Source organism: Cytophaga sp. (assembly GCF_051961495.1).
GTDB lineage: Bacteria > Bacteroidota > Bacteroidia > Cytophagales > Cytophagaceae > Cytophaga.
The window spans coordinates 1-17,784 of record NZ_JBQCDF010000156.1; the positions used below are offsets into that span (position 1 = coordinate 1).

Below are 17,784 nucleotides of genomic sequence, written 5' to 3' on the forward strand. Positions count from 1 at the left end.
ATCGTTGCGGCCGGCAGTGCATTTACCGTTACCGTTGTAGCGGAAGAAGTCGCTTTACAGTTATTTCCGTTTGTTACCTCAACCGTATAAGAGCCGGCCGTGGTTGCTGTATAGGATTGTGTCGTCGCTACCTGTGTAGTGCCGTTGAACCATTTGTATGAAGAACCGGCGCTTGAAGTTAATACCACGCTACCGCCCGTGCAGAATGTTGTCGCAGTTGCAGCCGTGATCGTTGCGGCTGGCAGTGCATTTACCGTTACGGTAATTACCGCTCTCGGACCTTCACAGCCATTCAGTGTCTGGGAAACATAATAACTGGTTGTTCCGGTTGCTGTAGTTGAAGGAACGGGGGCAGCAGCCAATGGCGTAGTGGTCATATTATCTGCATACCATTTTAATGCCGTCCCGGTTGCCGTTAAAGCAACAGCTGTGGCATTCTGACAATAGCTAACTGCTGCCGTTACCGTTGGTGCAACGGTAGTACAGGTAACTGCGCAACCTGGAGTAACCAGGGAGCTATATGTTGTACTGAATGTTTTGGCATCGGCACCGAATTTACTGATATCGCCTAGCGCATCCACACCGTTTGATGTCCACGGGAATTGCCCCTGGTAACCATTATTTTTCAATGCTTCATAAGATGCCAGTACAGCTAAATTAGGTGTTCCCGGATTACCTGCCGGTGTTTCGCCGATCACAACCGGCTTTTCATCGATACCAAAATCGGTTGGAGTTTTTACATATGGATTTGCATACCATTCATCGATCCAGCTATAATAATGCGGAGAGTAATAATCCAGAACAGCATTGGTCTGGTTGTATTGTGCTTTTAAAGCTGCATCGCTCCATTTATTTCCATCGGGATTATTTTGCCAGCCTGTTCCATTGGATCCATTACGCATTTTAGTAGCGTTCCATTTTGTTGCTGCCGAACCAAGGGTTACAAGCACTGTTGACCCATCTGTTCTTGGGTTATTGTGAACCGCTGAAGCACACATAGCCACAAAACGCTGCAACACTGCATAGGAGCATTTCATGTTCGTATTATCTTCCGCTACCCATTCAATCTCATTTGATACATCAATCGACATCAGATAGGGATTGGTTTTGTAACGGTTTACAAACGGCACAAGGTAATTATCACAGTAGGTCTGGATCTTTGTGGGATCATTAAGCATGTTTCTCCAGCTCTGATATTTTACATAAGTGTTCTTTGTATGATCAAAAGACATCATGGTGGCCATGATATAAATACCGTTGGCCTTTGCAGACTGGAAAAAATCGTCCAGGTTTGCCCAGAACTGCGTACTTGTTCCGGTTACCGTGCCATCTGAATTGATATTTGGCTGTACATCTCCGTTGCAGCTGATCCACACACGTGAAGCATTAATACCGTTAGCTTTCAGGGTTGCAAAATGGCTTGACCAGAATGCAGAATTGTAACTTCCGCCAAAGTCATTCCAGTTTTGCCAGGGGGTATTGGCTCCGTTAAAATAAATCGGACAGGAAGCATTTCCATTCACGACAAATTTTTTATTTACAATGGAAATGGTCTGAGAGCGGGAAGTGATAACAAAACAAAATATACACAGCAGGGTCAGTATCTTTTTCATACGGTTTGAATTATGAATACAAGGAAAGTTTATTAGGATATAATAACTTTCAGTCAAGCATTAGTAACCCTTAAAGTAGAAATATATCTTCAATTATTTCAATACATTATAAAAATAGTATAATTATCACTTTTTTCAGAAACTAGAGAATGATCATCGGAAAACAAAATCTCAATTATTTATCATAAAAAACGACTGAAAAAACCAAGTGCGTCTTAGAATAAAACAATTTCAGGATATTTAACGTTAGTTAACTGAGTTTAAACAAAGATTTCATTCAACCTTATATTCTTTGCTATATAATCCGTTAATTTATCCGTTGCCCGACAATACTCATACAATACCGTTACAGTTTACATTTTAAATTCTTTCCCATGAAGCAAGTCCGCTATTTCTTACAGCTCCTGTTATTTATCTGTATCTCTTCTTATGCACATGCGCAACAACCAGCTTACAATTCACTTCTTTGGGAAATTAGTGGTGGTGGTCTCAGCAAGCCATCTTACCTGTATGGCACCATGCATGTCAGTAAAAAAATTGCCTTTAATTTATCCGACACTTTTTTTATTGCACTGAAAAAAGCGGATGTCGTATCACTGGAATTTGATCCGGATACGTGGATGAAGGAAATGGCAGATGACGGTGAGCTCTTTCAGCAGGAACCACGCTACATGGAGAATGGCTTCTCTTTGTATGATGCCTTTGCACTGGATAAGATCGATGAGGATGCCTATAAATTTTTCTTATCACGTGATCATTATTTTGCCAACGGGCTTTTATATCGAAACTCTGATGATAAAGATTTTGAAGAAAATACCTACCTCGATATGTTCATTTTCCAGGCCGGGAAAAAAATGGGAAAATCAATTGTAGGACTGGAAAATCACCAGTTCGTACGAAACTGCTCATATGAAGCGCAGAAACCTTATGTAGGCAAGAAAAGCGGCAGTAATTATTACCGTTCAGACAACTGGAGTGAAATTGAAAAAGCTTACCGTAAGGGAAACTTATCAGATCTTGACTCCATCAACACCATCATGTATGAATACACTTATTTCAGAAAATACATGCTGGATGTGCGTAATGAAAAAATGGTTGAAAAACTTGATTCCTTATACAAAACAGGAAAAAGTGTATTCACAGGTGTTGGAGCTGCCCACCTGCCCGGCAACATGGGTATGATTGAAATGCTTCGTCGCAAGGGCTATACCGTACGTGCTGTTAATCAGAAATCAACCGATTACAGCATTCAATCCAGAACCACTATTGAAAAGACTTTTATACCTCTGAATTATACGCACCAGGTAGCACCTGATTCGTTGTTCGAAATTGACCTGCCGGGTAATTTATATGTAATCAACAATAAAAACAGAGCAACGGAATACTTCTTTCCGGAAATGGCAAATGGCACTTATTACTCCATTGTAAAATTCAACACCTTCGCACCATTATTCAAGAAGAGTGTTACAGAACAGGCTACTACCATCGATGAGCTGCTGTATGAAAATATTCCGGGCAAGATCATTAAAAAAGAAATAAAACATGAAAAAGGCTACAGCCTTATCACGATATTAAATCAAACACGTAAAGGTGATTACCAACGCTATAAAATATTTGTTTACCCGACAGAGATCGTTATTGGTAAATTAGCCGGTACAGGAGATTACGCGCTGGGTAAAGATGGAGAACGCTTTTTAACAAGCTTCAATATCCTGAACAGAACGCTTACGCAGCCATTCAAAACATCTGGATTAAGCCTCTCTCTTGGCAACGGACAATTAAAGGAAACATTCAGTCTGTATCCGTTAACGTATCAATCCATTTCCAAAGCTGAAGTATATACTCCAGACAGCAGCTACAATTTTATTCTATCGGCAAGCTTTACTGATTTTGAATATATTGAAGAAGATTCATTTGAACTGGCATACCTGACAGAGCGTTTTGCTGCAAGTCTTGAGTATACTGTAAACAACAGCAAACAACAAATATTAAACGGTCAGCCTCTATATAAAGCTGTGCTAAAAAAACCAGGCGCCACGGATATACATACCCGCCTGCTGATCCACGGCCCACACTATATTTTACTTGGTGTGATGGGGAAAGATTCCAGCAACATCGATACATACATCAATCAGCTCCGCTTCTCGTACGATCCGGTAAAACAACCTGTAACCTTCACCGATACTGCCTTTTTCTTTACAACCAAAACAAGCAAATCTGCCGTTGCTTTCAATTCAAAAAAAGCAAAATTATCTCCGGATATCCGGAAAAATTCTTCCAGCGATTATTCCCGTTATATGTCTGAAAGCATTTATTTCAGGGACACAACCGGAAATGATAAGATTGAAATTTATTACAAGAAGTTCAACGATTATACTTATTACCAAAACCTGGATGCTTTCTGGAAAGAACGTTCCGAACTTATTGCAGACAATTCCCTGGTAATCCATAGTCAGAAAAAAGAACAGAAAGACAGTATTTACACGATGGAAGTTGAACTCCGCGATACAAACAGCATACGTTGCATCTACTGGAAATATTATCTGCTTAATTCCTCTTACTATTGCCTGTGCTACAACACAGATACGCTTACTAAAAAAACACCTTTTGTAAATCAATTCTTTGATAATTTCCAGATTACAAAAACCTATTCAACAAAAAGTCTCTTTGAACAAAAGAAAACTATTTTCTTTCACGACATACAATCGGATGACAGCTTAAAGGTTACCAATGCCTATAAAACAATCAGCTACATGGAGTTTGATGAAAAAGATCTGGACAGCATCAATAAACTGGTTGAAAATGGTATACCGCATGCCGAATACCTGAAAAAAAATAACCTGAAAAGCATGCTGATTAAAGCTGTTGGTTACATGAATAAACCTAAGGGAGTAGAGTATCTGAAAAAAGTCTATAAAGAAAATCCGGATTCCATCCAGATGCAGTCAGACATACTGAATGCCCTGGCATCAAGTAAATCCGTGGAAAGTTATTTATGTATACAGGATTTGCTTACACAGGATGTTCCCTATCTTTCTTCGTATGAAGTGAATAGATTATTTACAAGCTTCTATGATTCGCTGGAGTTATCTGTGAAGTTATTTCCGAAGGTTCTTCGACTAACCCGCTACTCCAACTACCGTGATAATATTTATAAGCTGATGGCTGTCATGCTGGATAAAAAGTTACTGAAGCCCAATATATTCCATGCAGCCAAAACGGATATCCTGAATGATGCGAATGAGGAAATAAAAGAAAAGCTAAGCACGAAAAGCAGCTATGATTCATACTCAAGCTCTTCCAGCCATTCACGATACAAGAGCCTGGATGAGATTGAAGCGTACATCATCATCCTCTCGTATATGCAAAAAGAACCTGCAGCTAAATTGTTCTACAGCCGTGTTTCAAGAGTTTCCAATAAATACCAGGCAATGAAATATGCTGTTAAGAAACTGCATTACGGCATACCCGTTGAAGACAGCATCATTTACAATTATTCTAAAAACGAAGCCTTACGTGCCGATCTGTATGACGCGTTAAAAGATATCAATCGCCTGGATCTGTTTGACAAAACATACCTGAATCAGGCTACCATGGCTAAAAGTGTTTTATATGCGCAATGCTTTAATATGATTGAAAATGATTCTATTGTGTTCCTTGAAAAACGATTCATCAATACCAAAGGCAACCAGGACGGATATGTTTATTTCTATAAACGATACAATAAAGACCGTAGAAGCTGGCTAATCGACTATACAGGTATTCAGCCCAGCGATACAAATACATTTGAAACAGATGTGCTTCGTACGAAAAAAGGACAAAAACTTAAATCCAATACAGAGAAAGAAATCAGCACTTCTATTGACAACATCATGCTGGAGCTTGCCCTGATTGGCAGAGAGCGTAACGATTATTCGTATTATGATTACGGGTATGATTATGCTGATGAATAATATCAGTAAATAGTAGTCAGTGTAAATAAAAAAGCTTTCCGGAAAAACCGGAAAGCTTTTTTATTTACATACAGTGCATCATTATCTGCTAACAGTCTTCAGCAATGCTTCAATCTCCCGGTACAACTCCTGCTCTTCCTTTGATTTGACACTGTTAAAACCTGTTGAAGGTGTTTTAATCTTCTTCTGATAAAAGTTTATTTTCTCCGCATACGTTCCATCCTCAAAAGACAATTCAATATGTTCTGCCCCGGGCCCAAACGAAATCATCATATCACCATTGGGTGGAATTGCTTCAATAACCTCAACAAAATGTTTCACAACAGCAGTATCTTCAATCAGCAGCGTCTTCTCAACATGCGGATTTGAGATATTTGTGTGTTGAGTAATCCGCAGCACCAGAAAATCCTTTTTTTCAAACCATGTCCGATTGTCCATATATGTATTATAGAGTGGCCATATCAATTACAAAACGATAGCGTACATCACCTTTCAGCATACGTTCGTAAGAGGCATGAATATTTTTAATATCGATCAGTTCAATTTCGGAAGTAATGTTATGTCTGGCACAGAAATCAAGCATCTCCTGCGTCTCCGGCAAACCGCCGATCAATGAACCTACCAAACTTTTTCTTCCGCCAATCAGGCTGAAAGCATGCAGCTGATAAGGGGTTGGGGGTACACCTACACAGATATGTGTACCATTGGTTCTAAGCAGTGACAGATACAGGTTCAGGTCATGCGGAGCCGATACCGTGTCAAGGATGAAATCAAAATAGCCTGTTACAGACTTCAGCTGTTGTGCATCTGAAGTAACAACAAACTTATGCGCACCCAGCTTTTTCGCATCTGCTTCTTTCTCCGGAGAAGTACTTAAAACCGTAACTTCTGCACCAAAAGCTACGCCGAACTTCACAGCCATATGGCCAAGGCCTCCTAAACCAAGCACAGCCAGCTTATGCCCTTTACCTACTTTCCAGTGTTTCAAAGGAGAATAGGTTGTAATACCCGCACACAACAAAGGCGCTGCTGCTGCAAGATCCAGCTTATCGCTGATATGCAGCACAAAATCTTCGTGTACCACAATGGTGTTGGAGTAGCCGCCGTATGTTGGTGTTTTTTTATCCTGCTCAAGGCTATTATATGTAGCTGTCGACCCGGTCAGACAATATTGTTCCAAGCCTTCTTTACAGTTTTCACACGTTCTGCAGGAATCGACCAAACAGCCGGTACCTGCCAGGTCCCCCACTTTAAATTTCTTTACATGCGCACCGACTTTCACAATTTTACCTACAATTTCATGACCCGGCACCATGGGAAAAATTCCCGGTGACCAATCATTACGGATCTGGTGCAAATCTGAATGACATACCCCGCAAAAACGGATATCGAATTGTACATCATGCGGCCCTACTTCTCTGCGCTCAAATACCCAGGGAGCAAGATCTGTTTTTTCATTCTGAGCGGCGTAGCCTTTTGCTTGTATCATAGCTATAAAATATTAAGGTTATAATTCCAACCGGTTGGGCAATTAAATTACAAAAATCAGACGAACATTTTACCTGCAGGAATAAATAATAATAATCTGATAAAAAATCTTTCGATTTATCCTGATAAATACTATGATTTTTTAAGATGTATATTGGTATTAAAATCGTATTGAAGTATTAATAGCATCTATCTGGTAGATCTAAAAATCTTTATGCCGTTACCGGAAACAAAAAAAGAACGACAGATTTCTCTGCCGCCCTTCACTTTAACATAAACGAAAATTACTACCCTTTATCTTTATTGCGAAGTGCACAATTGCTTATGTATATAAGCCATGCTGCTTGCCTGGCCTGTATATTTCAAATGACCGGTGAGAACCCGTCTGCCGCTTACATCATATACTTCACAATATGCTTTTTCTTTAAAACGTTTTACCTTGAATTCAACTTCACCATTCTGGTTAAGAAAACTACCGTTCCGTGCAATTTTGCCTATTACCTTTCCTTCATCATTGATCAGATTTGCATCATGATCAATAAACGCTATTTTTTGTCCGGCCTGGTTTTTAATCACATTATCTTTTGTAATGAATGCACAGGTAACACCTGCAGAATCTCGCATAGTACCCGTACTGTCAATCAATGCAGGAAATCTGGCTATATAATGCTGGGCAATGACTGTATCATTCACAAGCAACATCGCAACAGCAATAATTATATTTATCAGAATTTTCATATCAATCAGAAATTTCTTCATTGATTATTATGAAAACAAAATTGTATGCTTTACACTGCAAATGCTTTACAGTTTTTTTCAAAAAAATTATATCATTTACATTTCGTTGCTCTGTATATAAAAATTGATCCGCATTTCAATATTTATCCATACTTTTAAGTATATTGTATTGTACAAATGCCCTACAGAGGTATTTTAGTTTAAATCGTTTTTTATATACTTTTTAGTTATTTACCTGACAGCGTGCCAATGGAAGCAACTGCCTGTACGACAGAAAACCTACAAAACAATAGTGTAACTGCCATTGTTACAGCAATGACAGACAATGAAAAACATTTTCTGCCTCAAGCGCTTTATGCTGTTCTTTCTGATGAACATATCGACCAGGTCATTGTTTGTTTTGACGAAAAAAACAAGTCGTTACAATCAAGCATACGTTCAAATTTTAAGGATGCACGAATTGAATTACTTCCTTTGCCATTCATGAACATAGGAGCCGTAAGAAACCGGGCTATTCAGTCTGTAAAACATTCCTGGCTTGCCTTCTGCGATGGAGACGATGTGTGGATGCAGAATAAGACTTCACAACAACTGCAATACGCCAATAAAAGTAATCTCGACTTTGTAGGTACAGGTCATTACCTGACGAATGAAGCAGGACAGATACAAACGCATGGCTTATCTATCTTCATCCCGATGCCTTCAAGCTGGCTGGTTAAAACAGAAGTCATGAAATTATTTCCTTTTAATGAATCGCTTAACAGACGTTCAGACGGAGATTGGTGGATTCGCACTCATGAAAAAATCAATAAGGGGAAATATCCGAAAATACTATTGAAATACCGGGTGCGGTTTCAAAGTGTCAGTATGCTATCGCGATCAAAAAAACGGAAAGTGCTGATCACCCAGTTGGCACAACTTCCACTCATCGGACAACTTGTAAAATTTTCTACATTTATTATCTGGCAATCGACCAAGCGATTAAACTATCTATGGCTGCGCAAATGGGAAAAACAGGTGTAGTTTATAATTATGAATTATGAATTATGAGTTATGAATTGCATGCTGTTATCCTTCAATTATAACTTATAAACCTCACATGAATAAATATTTTTTTTAACAGCAATTATCTTAGCAAGGAATTCTCTGTATCAGGAATTCATAATTCATAATTTATAATTCATAATTATTAAAGGTGCATTAATCCTTTTACCAGCTTCCACTTAGGATCATATAGTACTTCCCATTCGAAAGAAGCAGGTTTATCAGCATCTTCCTGCATAACCTTCAGTTGATTCAATCCAGCCTCCTGGTCATCCAGATACAGTTCAATGCTCATATTATCCTTTGATACAACACGAGCCAGCATATGTGCAATACAAACCTCTCTCAGCTTGTCTGCAAAATAATCTTCTATGGCTTGCATGTTTGCCGCATTCTCCCTTCCGTTTAGATTAACTAATATCAGAAAGTTATATGGACAGTATTTTTTAAATGAATAATGCTCGTACCCCTTGTCAATCCAGCCTGTCGTAAGCTCAACATTTTCTGTTTTGATGGTAATAAGCGAAATGGAATTTATCGGGTATGCCTGTTCGGAATATTTTACTTCTTCCCAATTATATTTTTCTTTAAAAAAGCTATCAAAAAAGCCCATCAATCACTTATTTATTTTGTTGCACACCTTTATACGAAACGCGATTCAGGAAAGTTGTAAAATGAACATTTCACAACTCTTAAATTCAAAAAATAGAATAGATAATTTTAAAGCAGAAATATACCCCATTGAATGAATGGGTTAGTAATGTGTGTTTCAATAATAAAATACAAAAAATTGATTTTAAATAAAAGCAACAGAGGATATATTTTTATTGCATACCAGATCGCTACTGTTTTTTTGGTATTGAAAATCATAATGAAGTATGTATTTACTTAGCCGTAAAGGATGCGAAGGTTCTCAAAAATATAGATTATACTTCTTGTATACACAACCGATGCCATCGCTTAAAGCGATGGCATCGGTTCATAATCATCTACTTCTTCTAAAAAAGAAGAAAATGCATTTCTTCGAAATTCATATTTGTTATAATTCAATACGACAGTTCATTAAATAAAAAGCACCAGTCCGCCGCGGTGGACTGGTGCTAAAGTGCAATTGGAATTTGTTATTTGTTATTTGTTATTTGGAATTTGGAACTTCTCCGATCAGTGCATGACTGCACCGGTTCCCGTCTCTCCTGTTACAATCTTTCCATTCATCTTCCTTTCGCCGCTTAGCAGCAAAAACAATGCGAAAGCAGCCGTTGCAACCATGGACGCGATCATTGGAAGGATGCTTACTGTTTCAAACATCCCTACTGCAATGGAAGCCAATGCTGCGATACCTATCTGCGAACAACCCAGCATTGCCGCTGCACTACCAACATTCTTCGTAAAAGGTGCAAGCGCCAGTGTAGAAGCGTTCGGATTGATCAACCCTACGCAACTCAGGAAAATAAACAGCATGAGGATCGTTGAATATAAATTCATCCAATCAGCCCAGGCAAGGGCAAGAAACACAAAGCCTGCAACCACTTGTACAGACAATGCAAAACGAAAGATCTGGTTGCTGCTGAATTTTTTCACCAGCAATATGTTTACCTGACTCGCGCCAATAAAACCTACAGATAGAAATGCAAAGATGGCTCCATACATCTGCGGACTTACCTTAAACAATTCAATAAATACTATGGGCGAACCTGCCACGTAAATAAACAGTGTAGCGAATGCAAAAGATCCTGCAACGGTGTAAGTAAAAAACTGTGTATCTGAAAGTATTGCAAGATATGTTTTTGCCATAGGCTTCACCTTCAATGTAACTGCAGTATCAGGCTCCTGGCCTTCCGGCAGAAAAAGAAATACGATCAGCATCGCAAACGATGCAATCAAAGCCAGCAAAACAAAGACAGCTTTCCAGTTAAAGGCTGCAGCCACAAAACCGCCGATACTAGGTGCAAGTAAAGGAGATAAACCAATCGTCAGGATCAGCATGGCAAAGATCCTGGGCCCCTGAGACGGTAGAAAGAAATCTTTTACCATGGCCATTGCAGCAACGCCTGCCACGCTGCCTCCCAGCGCCTGTATAAAACGCAGACCTATTAAAAGTTCTACCCGATGCGAAAACGTACAACCAATACTGGTGATAATAAAGATCAGCAGTCCGGCATACAGTGGCGGCTTTCTGCCATAACGATCCAGCAGAGGTCCGTAGATGAGCTGCCCCAGCGCCATACCAATGAAATAACTGGATACCGAAAGAGAAATCCGTGCCGTACTTGTACCAAAGTCTTCTGCAATCTGTGCAAAAGCGGGAAGATAAAAATCGATGGCAAAAGGCGAAACAGTAGCCAGCATACCAAGGATAAGCGTAATGAGATTTTTATTCTGTGTGTGGCGCATGATGAATAATCGTAATGGAACAATTCAAACAGCAAACGTTGCATGAAAGTTTACTGTTTACTTTCTTTTTTCAAACATCAAAGATAACCGATAATAAATCAAATAGATATCTTCCAGATGATCTTATTTATTCTTTTTGAAACTCTTCATGCGGCTCTTCGGAATTTGCATTCGCCGCGGCGAACCGAAGCCAGATAAAAGGGATGCGGCTCTTCGGAATTTGCAATTCCGAAGCCAGATAATTAAGGATTTATAATCCCTTCTTGTAAAAATTAACATTTGATAAACTGCAAATAAATCAAGCATGTGTAATTTGCAGTTTAATTTTTCATCTATGGGGTTCACATATAAAATTTATGATCAGCAAAGCATTTACTACATTACCTGTACAGTACACCAATGGGTAGATGTATTTACGAGAAAAACCTATGTTGATATTCTTATCAATAGTTTAAAACACTGTCAACTTCACAAAGGCCTCGAAATATATGCATGGGTAATCATGTCAAATCATTGTCATTTAATTGTTGGCAGTAGTAACAATAATTTGAATGATATCATTCGTGATTTCAAAAAATTTACTGCAAAAGAAATAATAGCATGCATAGAAAATAATTTACATGAAAGTCGTAAAGATTGGTTGCTTTGGTTGCTTAAAAAAGATGGGCATATCTGGTTTTGGCAGGAAGGGTATCATGCCAAAGAGATTCTTACAAAGGAATTTTATTTGAATAAGGTAGATTATATACATTTAAATCCTGTTCGAGCAGGATTGGTTGAAAAAGAAGAGGATTATATCTGGAGTAGTTGTGCCGATAGTTATGGAACAAGAAAAGGTTTATTAACGCTGAGTGTTTATGAATAAAATTTAATTAAGGATTGCAAATCCTTAATTATCTGGCTTCCGGATTGCAAATCCGGAAGAGCTTCATCCGGAAGAGCTTCAAACTCTTCATCGCTGCAGGCTGCTTATGCACGCACCAGATAATACACCAGCAGCACACTGATCAGCACAATAGCGCCGGTAAGGATGTTGATATATAAGGAAGAATGTTCAAACTCCCCTTTTTCCAGCTGTTTATTGGTAGAGCGGTAGCGTACATACGAAAATACAATGGAGCACAGGCCCAGAACTACCAGTACAATACCTACGCGTGATGAATAGTGCCCCTGATCGGAAGGCACATCGGGCACATGTTCTGAATGCAGTAAAAACGTAAGCTGCTTTACAAACAATGAAAACTTCACCACCACAAAACCAAACGCCATGATACCAATGCCGGTCCGTACCCAGGCCAGGAATGTACGTTCATTAGCTAAATAATCGTTGGGATTCGGTTTTCGTTTTTCAGGTTCCATAAGACTTCTTTATCGTTTAAGAAAGTTACTAAAAGAAGTGGATTATAAATCGTTTTAATTCCCGCATTCTTTTAATTTAATATACCATCCTTCTTTAAAGAAATTGAATTTCATTCATTAAAAAAGCTCATCAACATTAATAAACTGTAATGGAATAATTATATTTGAACGGCGGTGCATTTTTTGTCCGGCGATTTGATGATGAACATCATACTATCTACTAAAAGAGATCATCTGATTTTTCGAAAGACAACGCTAGCTTTATAAAAAACAACAAACAACACCCGGTTATAAAACCGGTTATAAACAAAAACTTTTATCTGCTGCATACCCATAAAAAACTGAAATTTAATTAGAATTATTATATTTGTCCATTCACTTTTATAACCTGGAATTTTATACATCACCTATCTTTCATTATTATGATTTTACGTCGTCTTTCAGTTGCATTACTTATACTGGCATCGGGGTTATACTATCCGTCGATGGCCCAGACTAAGAAAAAAACGCCTGCCCCTACAACACCGGCTACACGTGAGGAAAAGGATTTACTGGGCACCAAACAGATTCCGTATGACGCCTACTATGGCGTACAGACAGCGCGCGCGCTGGAAAACTTCCAGATCAGCGGCGTTAAAACAAACTTCTATCCGGATTATGTAAAGGCTTTTGCCATTGTCAAATTAGCCGCTGCCAGAGCTAACAACGAAACAGGCCGCTTAAGCAATGAAAAACTTGCGGCCATCGAAAAAGCCTGTCTTGCTGTAATGGATGGCAAATACCACGAAGACTTCCTGGTAGATCTTTACCAGGGCGGCGCCGGTACTTCCGCCAACATGAATGCCAATGAAGTTCTGGCCAATATCGCGTTGGAATTAAGCGGACATAAAAAAGGTGAATACCAGTTTATAGAACCGCATGATGATCTGAACATGGGTCAGTCTACCAACGACAGCTACCCTACTGCCATTCACATTGCATTGATTCTGCACAACGATAAACTGATTCAGGAACTTGGACTTCTATCTGCGGCCTTACATGCGAAGGGCGAAGAGTTTAAATCTGTTGTGAAGATGGGAAGAACGGAAGGTCAGGATGCCGTACCCATGACGGTTGGCCAGGAGTTTCATGCCTTCGGCGGCCAACTGGATGCAGCCATTGCAGCATTAAAACAGCTGGAGACGTATCTGTATGAAGTAAACATGGGCGCTACAGCCATCGGTACAGGTATTACAGCTACGCCAGGCTATGATGTGAAGTGTGCCGCACAACTGGCGAAAATCACAGGCAAGCCAATCAGGAAAAGTGAGAACCTGATTGCAGCAACTTCAAGCATGCAGGCATTTGTATTATATTCAGCCGGCCTGAAAAACCTTGCCATTACGCTATCAAAGTTAAATTCTGATTTAATCTTCCTTGCTTCAGGACCAAGAACAGGGATCTTCGAAATAAACCTGCCGGCACTGCAGCCGGGCTCTTCCATCATGCCGGGAAAAATCAATCCGGTCATGCCTGAACTGATGAACCAGGTTTGCTTCAAGGCAATCGGCAATGATGTAACGGTAGCCATGGCTTCACAGGATGGTTTGTTGCAGCTGAACGCCTACGAACCGGTGGTGGCTGTATCCATCATGGAAACCCAGGCATTATTTACCAGGACTGTACCAGCCTTCACCAAACAATGTATCCAGGGTATTACCGTAAACAAAGATGTGTGCCAGCATTACATCGAACGCAGCGTAGGTATCGTTACGGCCCTGAACCCGGTGCTGGGTTATGAAAAAACCACCGAGCTGGCGAAAGAAGCATTGGAAACCAACAAAGGAATTCTGGAACTGATCCGTGAAAAGAAATTACTGACTGAAGACCAGATCAAACAACTGCTTGACCCTGCAACAGTAACCGGACAGAAATAATTTTACTGATATCTAACCTTTTAACAAGTAACTTTTATCGCAAACTTTTAACAAGTCTTTTTTATGAAACAGATGAACACAATCAAAACAACTTTGTTTGCCATTGTCTTTATATTCGCGCAAACGATTGTATCGGCGCAGACAAAATTACCCAACGTGATCATTTTAGCCACAGGCGGTACCATTGCAGGTGCCGGCGCCAGCTCAACAGGCTCTGCCTATACATCCGGACAGGTAAAGATCGACACCATGATCAACTCCGTTCCGAATATCCGCAAACTGGCAAACCTGAAAGGCGAACAGCTTTCAAACGTTGGCTCCCAGGACATGTCTGTGAAGATCTGGCTGGACCTTGCAAAACGCATCAACCAGTTATTAGCCACTCCGGATGTTGACGGCATCGTCATCACACACGGTACCGATACACAGGAAGAAACCGCATACTTTTTGAACCTGGTTGTTAAAAGCGACAAGCCGGTTGTATTAACAGGCTCCATGCGCCCTTCCACAGCATTAAGCGCTGATGGTCCGCTCAACCTGTACAATGCGGTAGCTGTTGCTGCAAACCCGGCATCTAAAGGCTACGGTGTCATGGTAGTCATGAACGACGAAATTCATTCCGCGCATGATGTGAAAAAAATGATCTCTACACCGGTGCATACGTTCCAGTCTCCGCAGGAAGGTTTATTGGGCACTGTCATCTTCGGCCAGACTTCGTTCTTCCACAAGCCAAACGGTGTGCATACCACACAAAGCGAATTCTCTGTAGACGGTGTTACTGCCTTACCAAGAGTAGACATTGTTTATGCCTGTGCTGATGGTTCTGCTGATATCATCGATTTCCTGGTAAGCGCCGGCTCTAAAGGTATTGTTATTGCCGGTGTGGGGGATGGCAACATGAACGCGGCCATGCTTGCAGCCGTTAAGAATGCTACAAAGAAAGGTGTTAAAGTAGTACGCGCTACCCGTGTACCGGTAGGTGCCGTTTTAATTGAAGGTGAAGTAAATGATAAAGAATACGGCACCGTTTCTTCTGACGACCTGAATCCGCAAAAAGCAAGAGTGTTATTAATGCTCGCGCTGCAGAAAGAAAGAAGCAGAGAAGATCTGCAGAAAGTATTTATTAAGTACTAGGTTTTACGTTCTACGTTTTAACGAAATGAAAAGACTTTTTATTCTTACAGGAACTTTTATCCTCAGCCTGTCTTTCTCTGCTTATGCACAGAGACATGAGCTCCAGACAGGTGATACAACGTACTACAAAACGCTGATCCCTGAAACGAAGCAAACCCTGCTCAAGAACATGAGCATGATTGCCAACATGAACTTTGACCTGAGAAACGAATTTCAGGATGGCTCCTATACCGGAAGCCGGTTCAGGAACGAACAGTTCCGTCTGGAATTCCGCGGCATGGCACACGAACGTGTGTACTTCCGTTTCCGGGATCGTTATACCAGAGCCCAAACCTCTGAGTCGGTTGATGGCTTGAGCCGTTCTACCGACTTAGCGTACATCCGTGTGGATGCGAGCAGGAAGTTCAACATCTCTGCCGGTAAAATGTGCGCAGACTGGGGTGCGTTTGAGTTCGACTACAACCCGATTGATATCTATGAATATTCGGATATCATTGAATACGCCGATAACTTTTTATCAGGAGTTGGCTTTGGTTACAATGCAGGCAGCAAGCACTCCTTCTCGTTCCAGGCATTGGATTCGCGTACCAAGTACTTTGAAGAATTGTATGGTGCGCAGCCAAACGCCGTGGAATCAAAGGCTCCGCTGGCCTTTGTTTCCAACTGGCGCGGAAGCATGTTCGGCGGTAAGTTTAAAACAATCTGGTCTTACTCCCTGTTTACAGAAGCGCAGGATCTGTACATGAATTATTTTGCCCTGGGTAACGAGCTTACGTTAGGGAAATTTGTAATTGCATACGATTACAAACTGAGCAACGAACAGCTTGACAGAACCGGCGTTGTTAGTGCAACGGTACCGGACAGCCTGTATGCCTATGCATTGAAGAACACCGAATATGTTGGCCACTGGGTACACCTGCATTACCGCATCAACAAAAAATGGAACCTATCCTTCTTCGGTATGCTGGACCTGGCACGCTGGAAGAGCGATATCGACCCGGGCAAAAATACAAACAACATCCGTACGGCATGGGGCTTCATTCCAACGGTGGAGTATTATCCGTTTGAGGACCTCAACCTGCGTTTCTTTGCCAACTACGTGGGCCGCATCTACGATTACTCGCATTACGCGGAAGATCGCTTCGGCGCGAAGGATTACACCACCGGCCGCTTCTGCGTGGGCTTCGTAACGCCACTGGGAATCTTCTAAGTTACTCCTCTTTCACTAGTAAACACAAAGCCCGCGGTGAGAGCCGCGGGCTTTGCTGTTTATTACCACAGTTCTTTCAGTGAAGGCAGGTGCGAAGACTTTTTCGTCCTTGTCGGAGTTTCCCGCAAAAATAAGTTCACCTATAGTACAATACCATCTGCGGGATCTCCGACAAGTTGTCAAAACCATCACGCATGCTACTCTTCGGAATTTTCATTCTGCCCCCCTTTTCGTGAATATATAACCGCTTTATGATGATAATCTCATGACTAAAGCAAAGGATTAAACAGCTGAGGCTCTTCGGAATTTGGATTCGACGCGGCGAACCGAAGTCTGATGAAAAGGATTTGTAATCCTTCAGTTACGACCGTGTTAACATATGTTATTAATTTTTCATTTTCCCTTGTCTTTTTCAAATGCAAAATGACAATCTCAACGAAGGACCCTACACGCACCCTAGGCGGAGATAGGGAGGAGACCACAGGGAGCCTACCCTAAAGCCATGTCGAAAATCAGTCGGGCTCAAAATAAGCGTATTTAAGACATTTTATTTTCAAACCCACCCAATCACATTGCCTGAAAATAAAAATAGCCCTAAAGCCTGCTTAAATAATTATTCGGCGGTTTGCAAAGAAAGTTAAGCTTAGATGAATTTTGAATGTAGCTCTTCCTGATTTGCATTCGCCGCGGCGAATATAATCTTCTGGTTACAAACTTCGCCATGTTCGCTGCTACAGAGGCGTTCCAGCTCGTCTGCATTTTTATACGATGAACGAATATAACTCGATATTACCAAACATTCGGATACTTCACTCTTTTTGAAATATAATTTTGAAGAACATTTTTTGACGAGAAAACAAGTCCTTTTTAAAATTAAAATCATTAAAAATCTTAACGGAAAAATACTAATAAAAAGATTTTTTTTTCAAAATATT

General features: G+C 40.5%; 12 protein-coding genes and 1 pseudogene. 6 read left to right on the plus strand and 7 right to left on the minus strand.

Annotation, left to right across the window (positions count from 1 at the left end):
* A pseudogene (locus tag ACTHJT_RS07960) lies at positions 1–1,613 on the minus strand (hypothetical protein); the annotation flags it as partial.
* A 374-nt stretch (positions 1,614–1,987) separates the two neighbouring features.
* Between ACTHJT_RS07960 and ACTHJT_RS07965 the strand changes: the two are divergent.
* On the plus strand, positions 1,988–5,566 hold the full coding sequence (locus tag ACTHJT_RS07965; protein WP_440237472.1) for a TraB/GumN family protein: 3,579 nt from the start codon (positions 1,988–1,990) through the stop codon (positions 5,564–5,566).
* A gap of 81 nt (positions 5,567–5,647) precedes the next feature.
* On the opposite strand, the gene ACTHJT_RS07970 is transcribed toward ACTHJT_RS07965, so the two are convergent.
* The 3 genes from ACTHJT_RS07970 to ACTHJT_RS07980 all read right to left on the minus strand — a co-directional run bounded on the left by ACTHJT_RS07970 (position 5,648) and on the right by ACTHJT_RS07980 (position 7,792).
* Positions 5,648–6,004: a hypothetical protein gene (locus ACTHJT_RS07970; RefSeq protein ID WP_440237473.1), complete on the minus strand. Its 357-nt coding sequence runs from the start codon at positions 6,002–6,004 to the stop codon at positions 5,648–5,650.
* Between the two features lie 7 nt (positions 6,005–6,011).
* On the minus strand, positions 6,012–7,055 hold the full coding sequence (locus ACTHJT_RS07975) for an NAD(P)-dependent alcohol dehydrogenase (RefSeq protein WP_440237474.1): 1,044 nt from the start codon (positions 7,053–7,055) through the stop codon (positions 6,012–6,014).
* A 299-nt stretch (positions 7,056–7,354) separates the two neighbouring features.
* Complete coding sequence (locus tag ACTHJT_RS07980) at positions 7,355–7,792, minus strand: 5-fold beta-flower protein (RefSeq protein ID WP_440237475.1); 438 nt, start codon at positions 7,790–7,792, stop codon at positions 7,355–7,357.
* 249 nt (positions 7,793–8,041) lie between these two features.
* Between ACTHJT_RS07980 and ACTHJT_RS07985 the strand changes: the two genes are divergently transcribed.
* A complete protein-coding gene (locus ACTHJT_RS07985; protein WP_440237476.1) occupies positions 8,042–8,815 on the plus strand; it encodes a glycosyltransferase in 774 nt (257 codons plus the stop codon).
* A 166-nt stretch (positions 8,816–8,981) separates the two neighbouring features.
* Here ACTHJT_RS07985 and ACTHJT_RS07990 read toward each other — a convergent pair whose 3' ends face one another.
* Both ACTHJT_RS07990 and ACTHJT_RS07995 read right to left on the minus strand, forming a co-directional pair.
* Entirely contained in the window at positions 8,982–9,452 is a 471-nt protein-coding gene (locus ACTHJT_RS07990; RefSeq protein ID WP_440237477.1) for a hypothetical protein, read from the minus strand.
* A 545-nt stretch (positions 9,453–9,997) separates the two neighbouring features.
* Entirely contained in the window at positions 9,998–11,230 is a 1,233-nt protein-coding gene (locus tag ACTHJT_RS07995; protein WP_440237478.1) for a multidrug effflux MFS transporter, read from the minus strand.
* Between the two features lie 334 nt (positions 11,231–11,564).
* Here ACTHJT_RS07995 and ACTHJT_RS08000 point away from each other — a divergent pair, with 334 nt between their 5' ends.
* Positions 11,565–12,095, plus strand: coding sequence for an REP-associated tyrosine transposase (locus tag ACTHJT_RS08000; RefSeq protein WP_440237483.1), 531 nt, complete (start codon positions 11,565–11,567; stop codon positions 12,093–12,095).
* A 104-nt stretch (positions 12,096–12,199) separates the two neighbouring features.
* Here the strand turns inward: ACTHJT_RS08000 and ACTHJT_RS08005 are convergent, their stop codons facing one another.
* Positions 12,200–12,589: a YidH family protein gene (locus tag ACTHJT_RS08005; RefSeq protein WP_440237479.1), complete on the minus strand. Its 390-nt coding sequence runs from the start codon at positions 12,587–12,589 to the stop codon at positions 12,200–12,202.
* 422 nt (positions 12,590–13,011) lie between these two features.
* On the opposite strand from ACTHJT_RS08005, the gene ACTHJT_RS08010 reads away from it, so the two are divergent.
* The 3 genes from ACTHJT_RS08010 to ACTHJT_RS08020 all read left to right on the plus strand — a co-directional run bounded on the left by ACTHJT_RS08010 (position 13,012) and on the right by ACTHJT_RS08020 (position 16,849).
* Complete coding sequence (locus ACTHJT_RS08010) at positions 13,012–14,505, plus strand: aspartate ammonia-lyase (protein ID WP_440237480.1); 1,494 nt, start codon at positions 13,012–13,014, stop codon at positions 14,503–14,505.
* A 63-nt stretch (positions 14,506–14,568) separates the two neighbouring features.
* A complete protein-coding gene (locus tag ACTHJT_RS08015) occupies positions 14,569–15,639 on the plus strand; it encodes a type II asparaginase (protein WP_440237481.1) in 1,071 nt (356 codons plus the stop codon).
* Between the two features lie 25 nt (positions 15,640–15,664).
* On the plus strand, positions 15,665–16,849 hold the full coding sequence (locus ACTHJT_RS08020) for a porin (protein WP_440237482.1): 1,185 nt from the start codon (positions 15,665–15,667) through the stop codon (positions 16,847–16,849).
* Positions 16,850–17,784 lie beyond the last annotated feature (935 nt).

What these genes read in the sequence shown, in the direction of transcription:
- ACTHJT_RS07995 (WP_440237478.1), bottom strand. Translation starts at nt 11,230, where the DNA reads ATGCGCCACACACAGAATAAAAATCTCATTACGCTTATCCTTGGTATG.
- ACTHJT_RS07965 (WP_440237472.1), top strand. Translation starts at nt 1,988, where the DNA reads ATGAAGCAAGTCCGCTATTTCTTACAGCTCCTGTTATTTATCTGTATC.
- ACTHJT_RS07975 (WP_440237474.1), bottom strand. Translation starts at nt 7,055, where the DNA reads ATGATACAAGCAAAAGGCTACGCCGCTCAGAATGAAAAAACAGATCTT.
- ACTHJT_RS08000 (WP_440237483.1), top strand. Translation starts at nt 11,565, where the DNA reads ATGGGGTTCACATATAAAATTTATGATCAGCAAAGCATTTACTACATT.
- ACTHJT_RS08005 (WP_440237479.1), bottom strand. Translation starts at nt 12,589, where the DNA reads ATGGAACCTGAAAAACGAAAACCGAATCCCAACGATTATTTAGCTAAT.
- ACTHJT_RS07985 (WP_440237476.1), top strand. Translation starts at nt 8,042, where the DNA reads ATGGAAGCAACTGCCTGTACGACAGAAAACCTACAAAACAATAGTGTA.
- ACTHJT_RS07980 (WP_440237475.1), bottom strand. Translation starts at nt 7,792, where the DNA reads ATGAAAATTCTGATAAATATAATTATTGCTGTTGCGATGTTGCTTGTG.
- ACTHJT_RS08015 (WP_440237481.1), top strand. Translation starts at nt 14,569, where the DNA reads ATGAAACAGATGAACACAATCAAAACAACTTTGTTTGCCATTGTCTTT.
- ACTHJT_RS08010 (WP_440237480.1), top strand. Translation starts at nt 13,012, where the DNA reads ATGATTTTACGTCGTCTTTCAGTTGCATTACTTATACTGGCATCGGGG.
- ACTHJT_RS08020 (WP_440237482.1), top strand. Translation starts at nt 15,665, where the DNA reads ATGAAAAGACTTTTTATTCTTACAGGAACTTTTATCCTCAGCCTGTCT.
- ACTHJT_RS07970 (WP_440237473.1), bottom strand. Translation starts at nt 6,004, where the DNA reads ATGGACAATCGGACATGGTTTGAAAAAAAGGATTTTCTGGTGCTGCGG.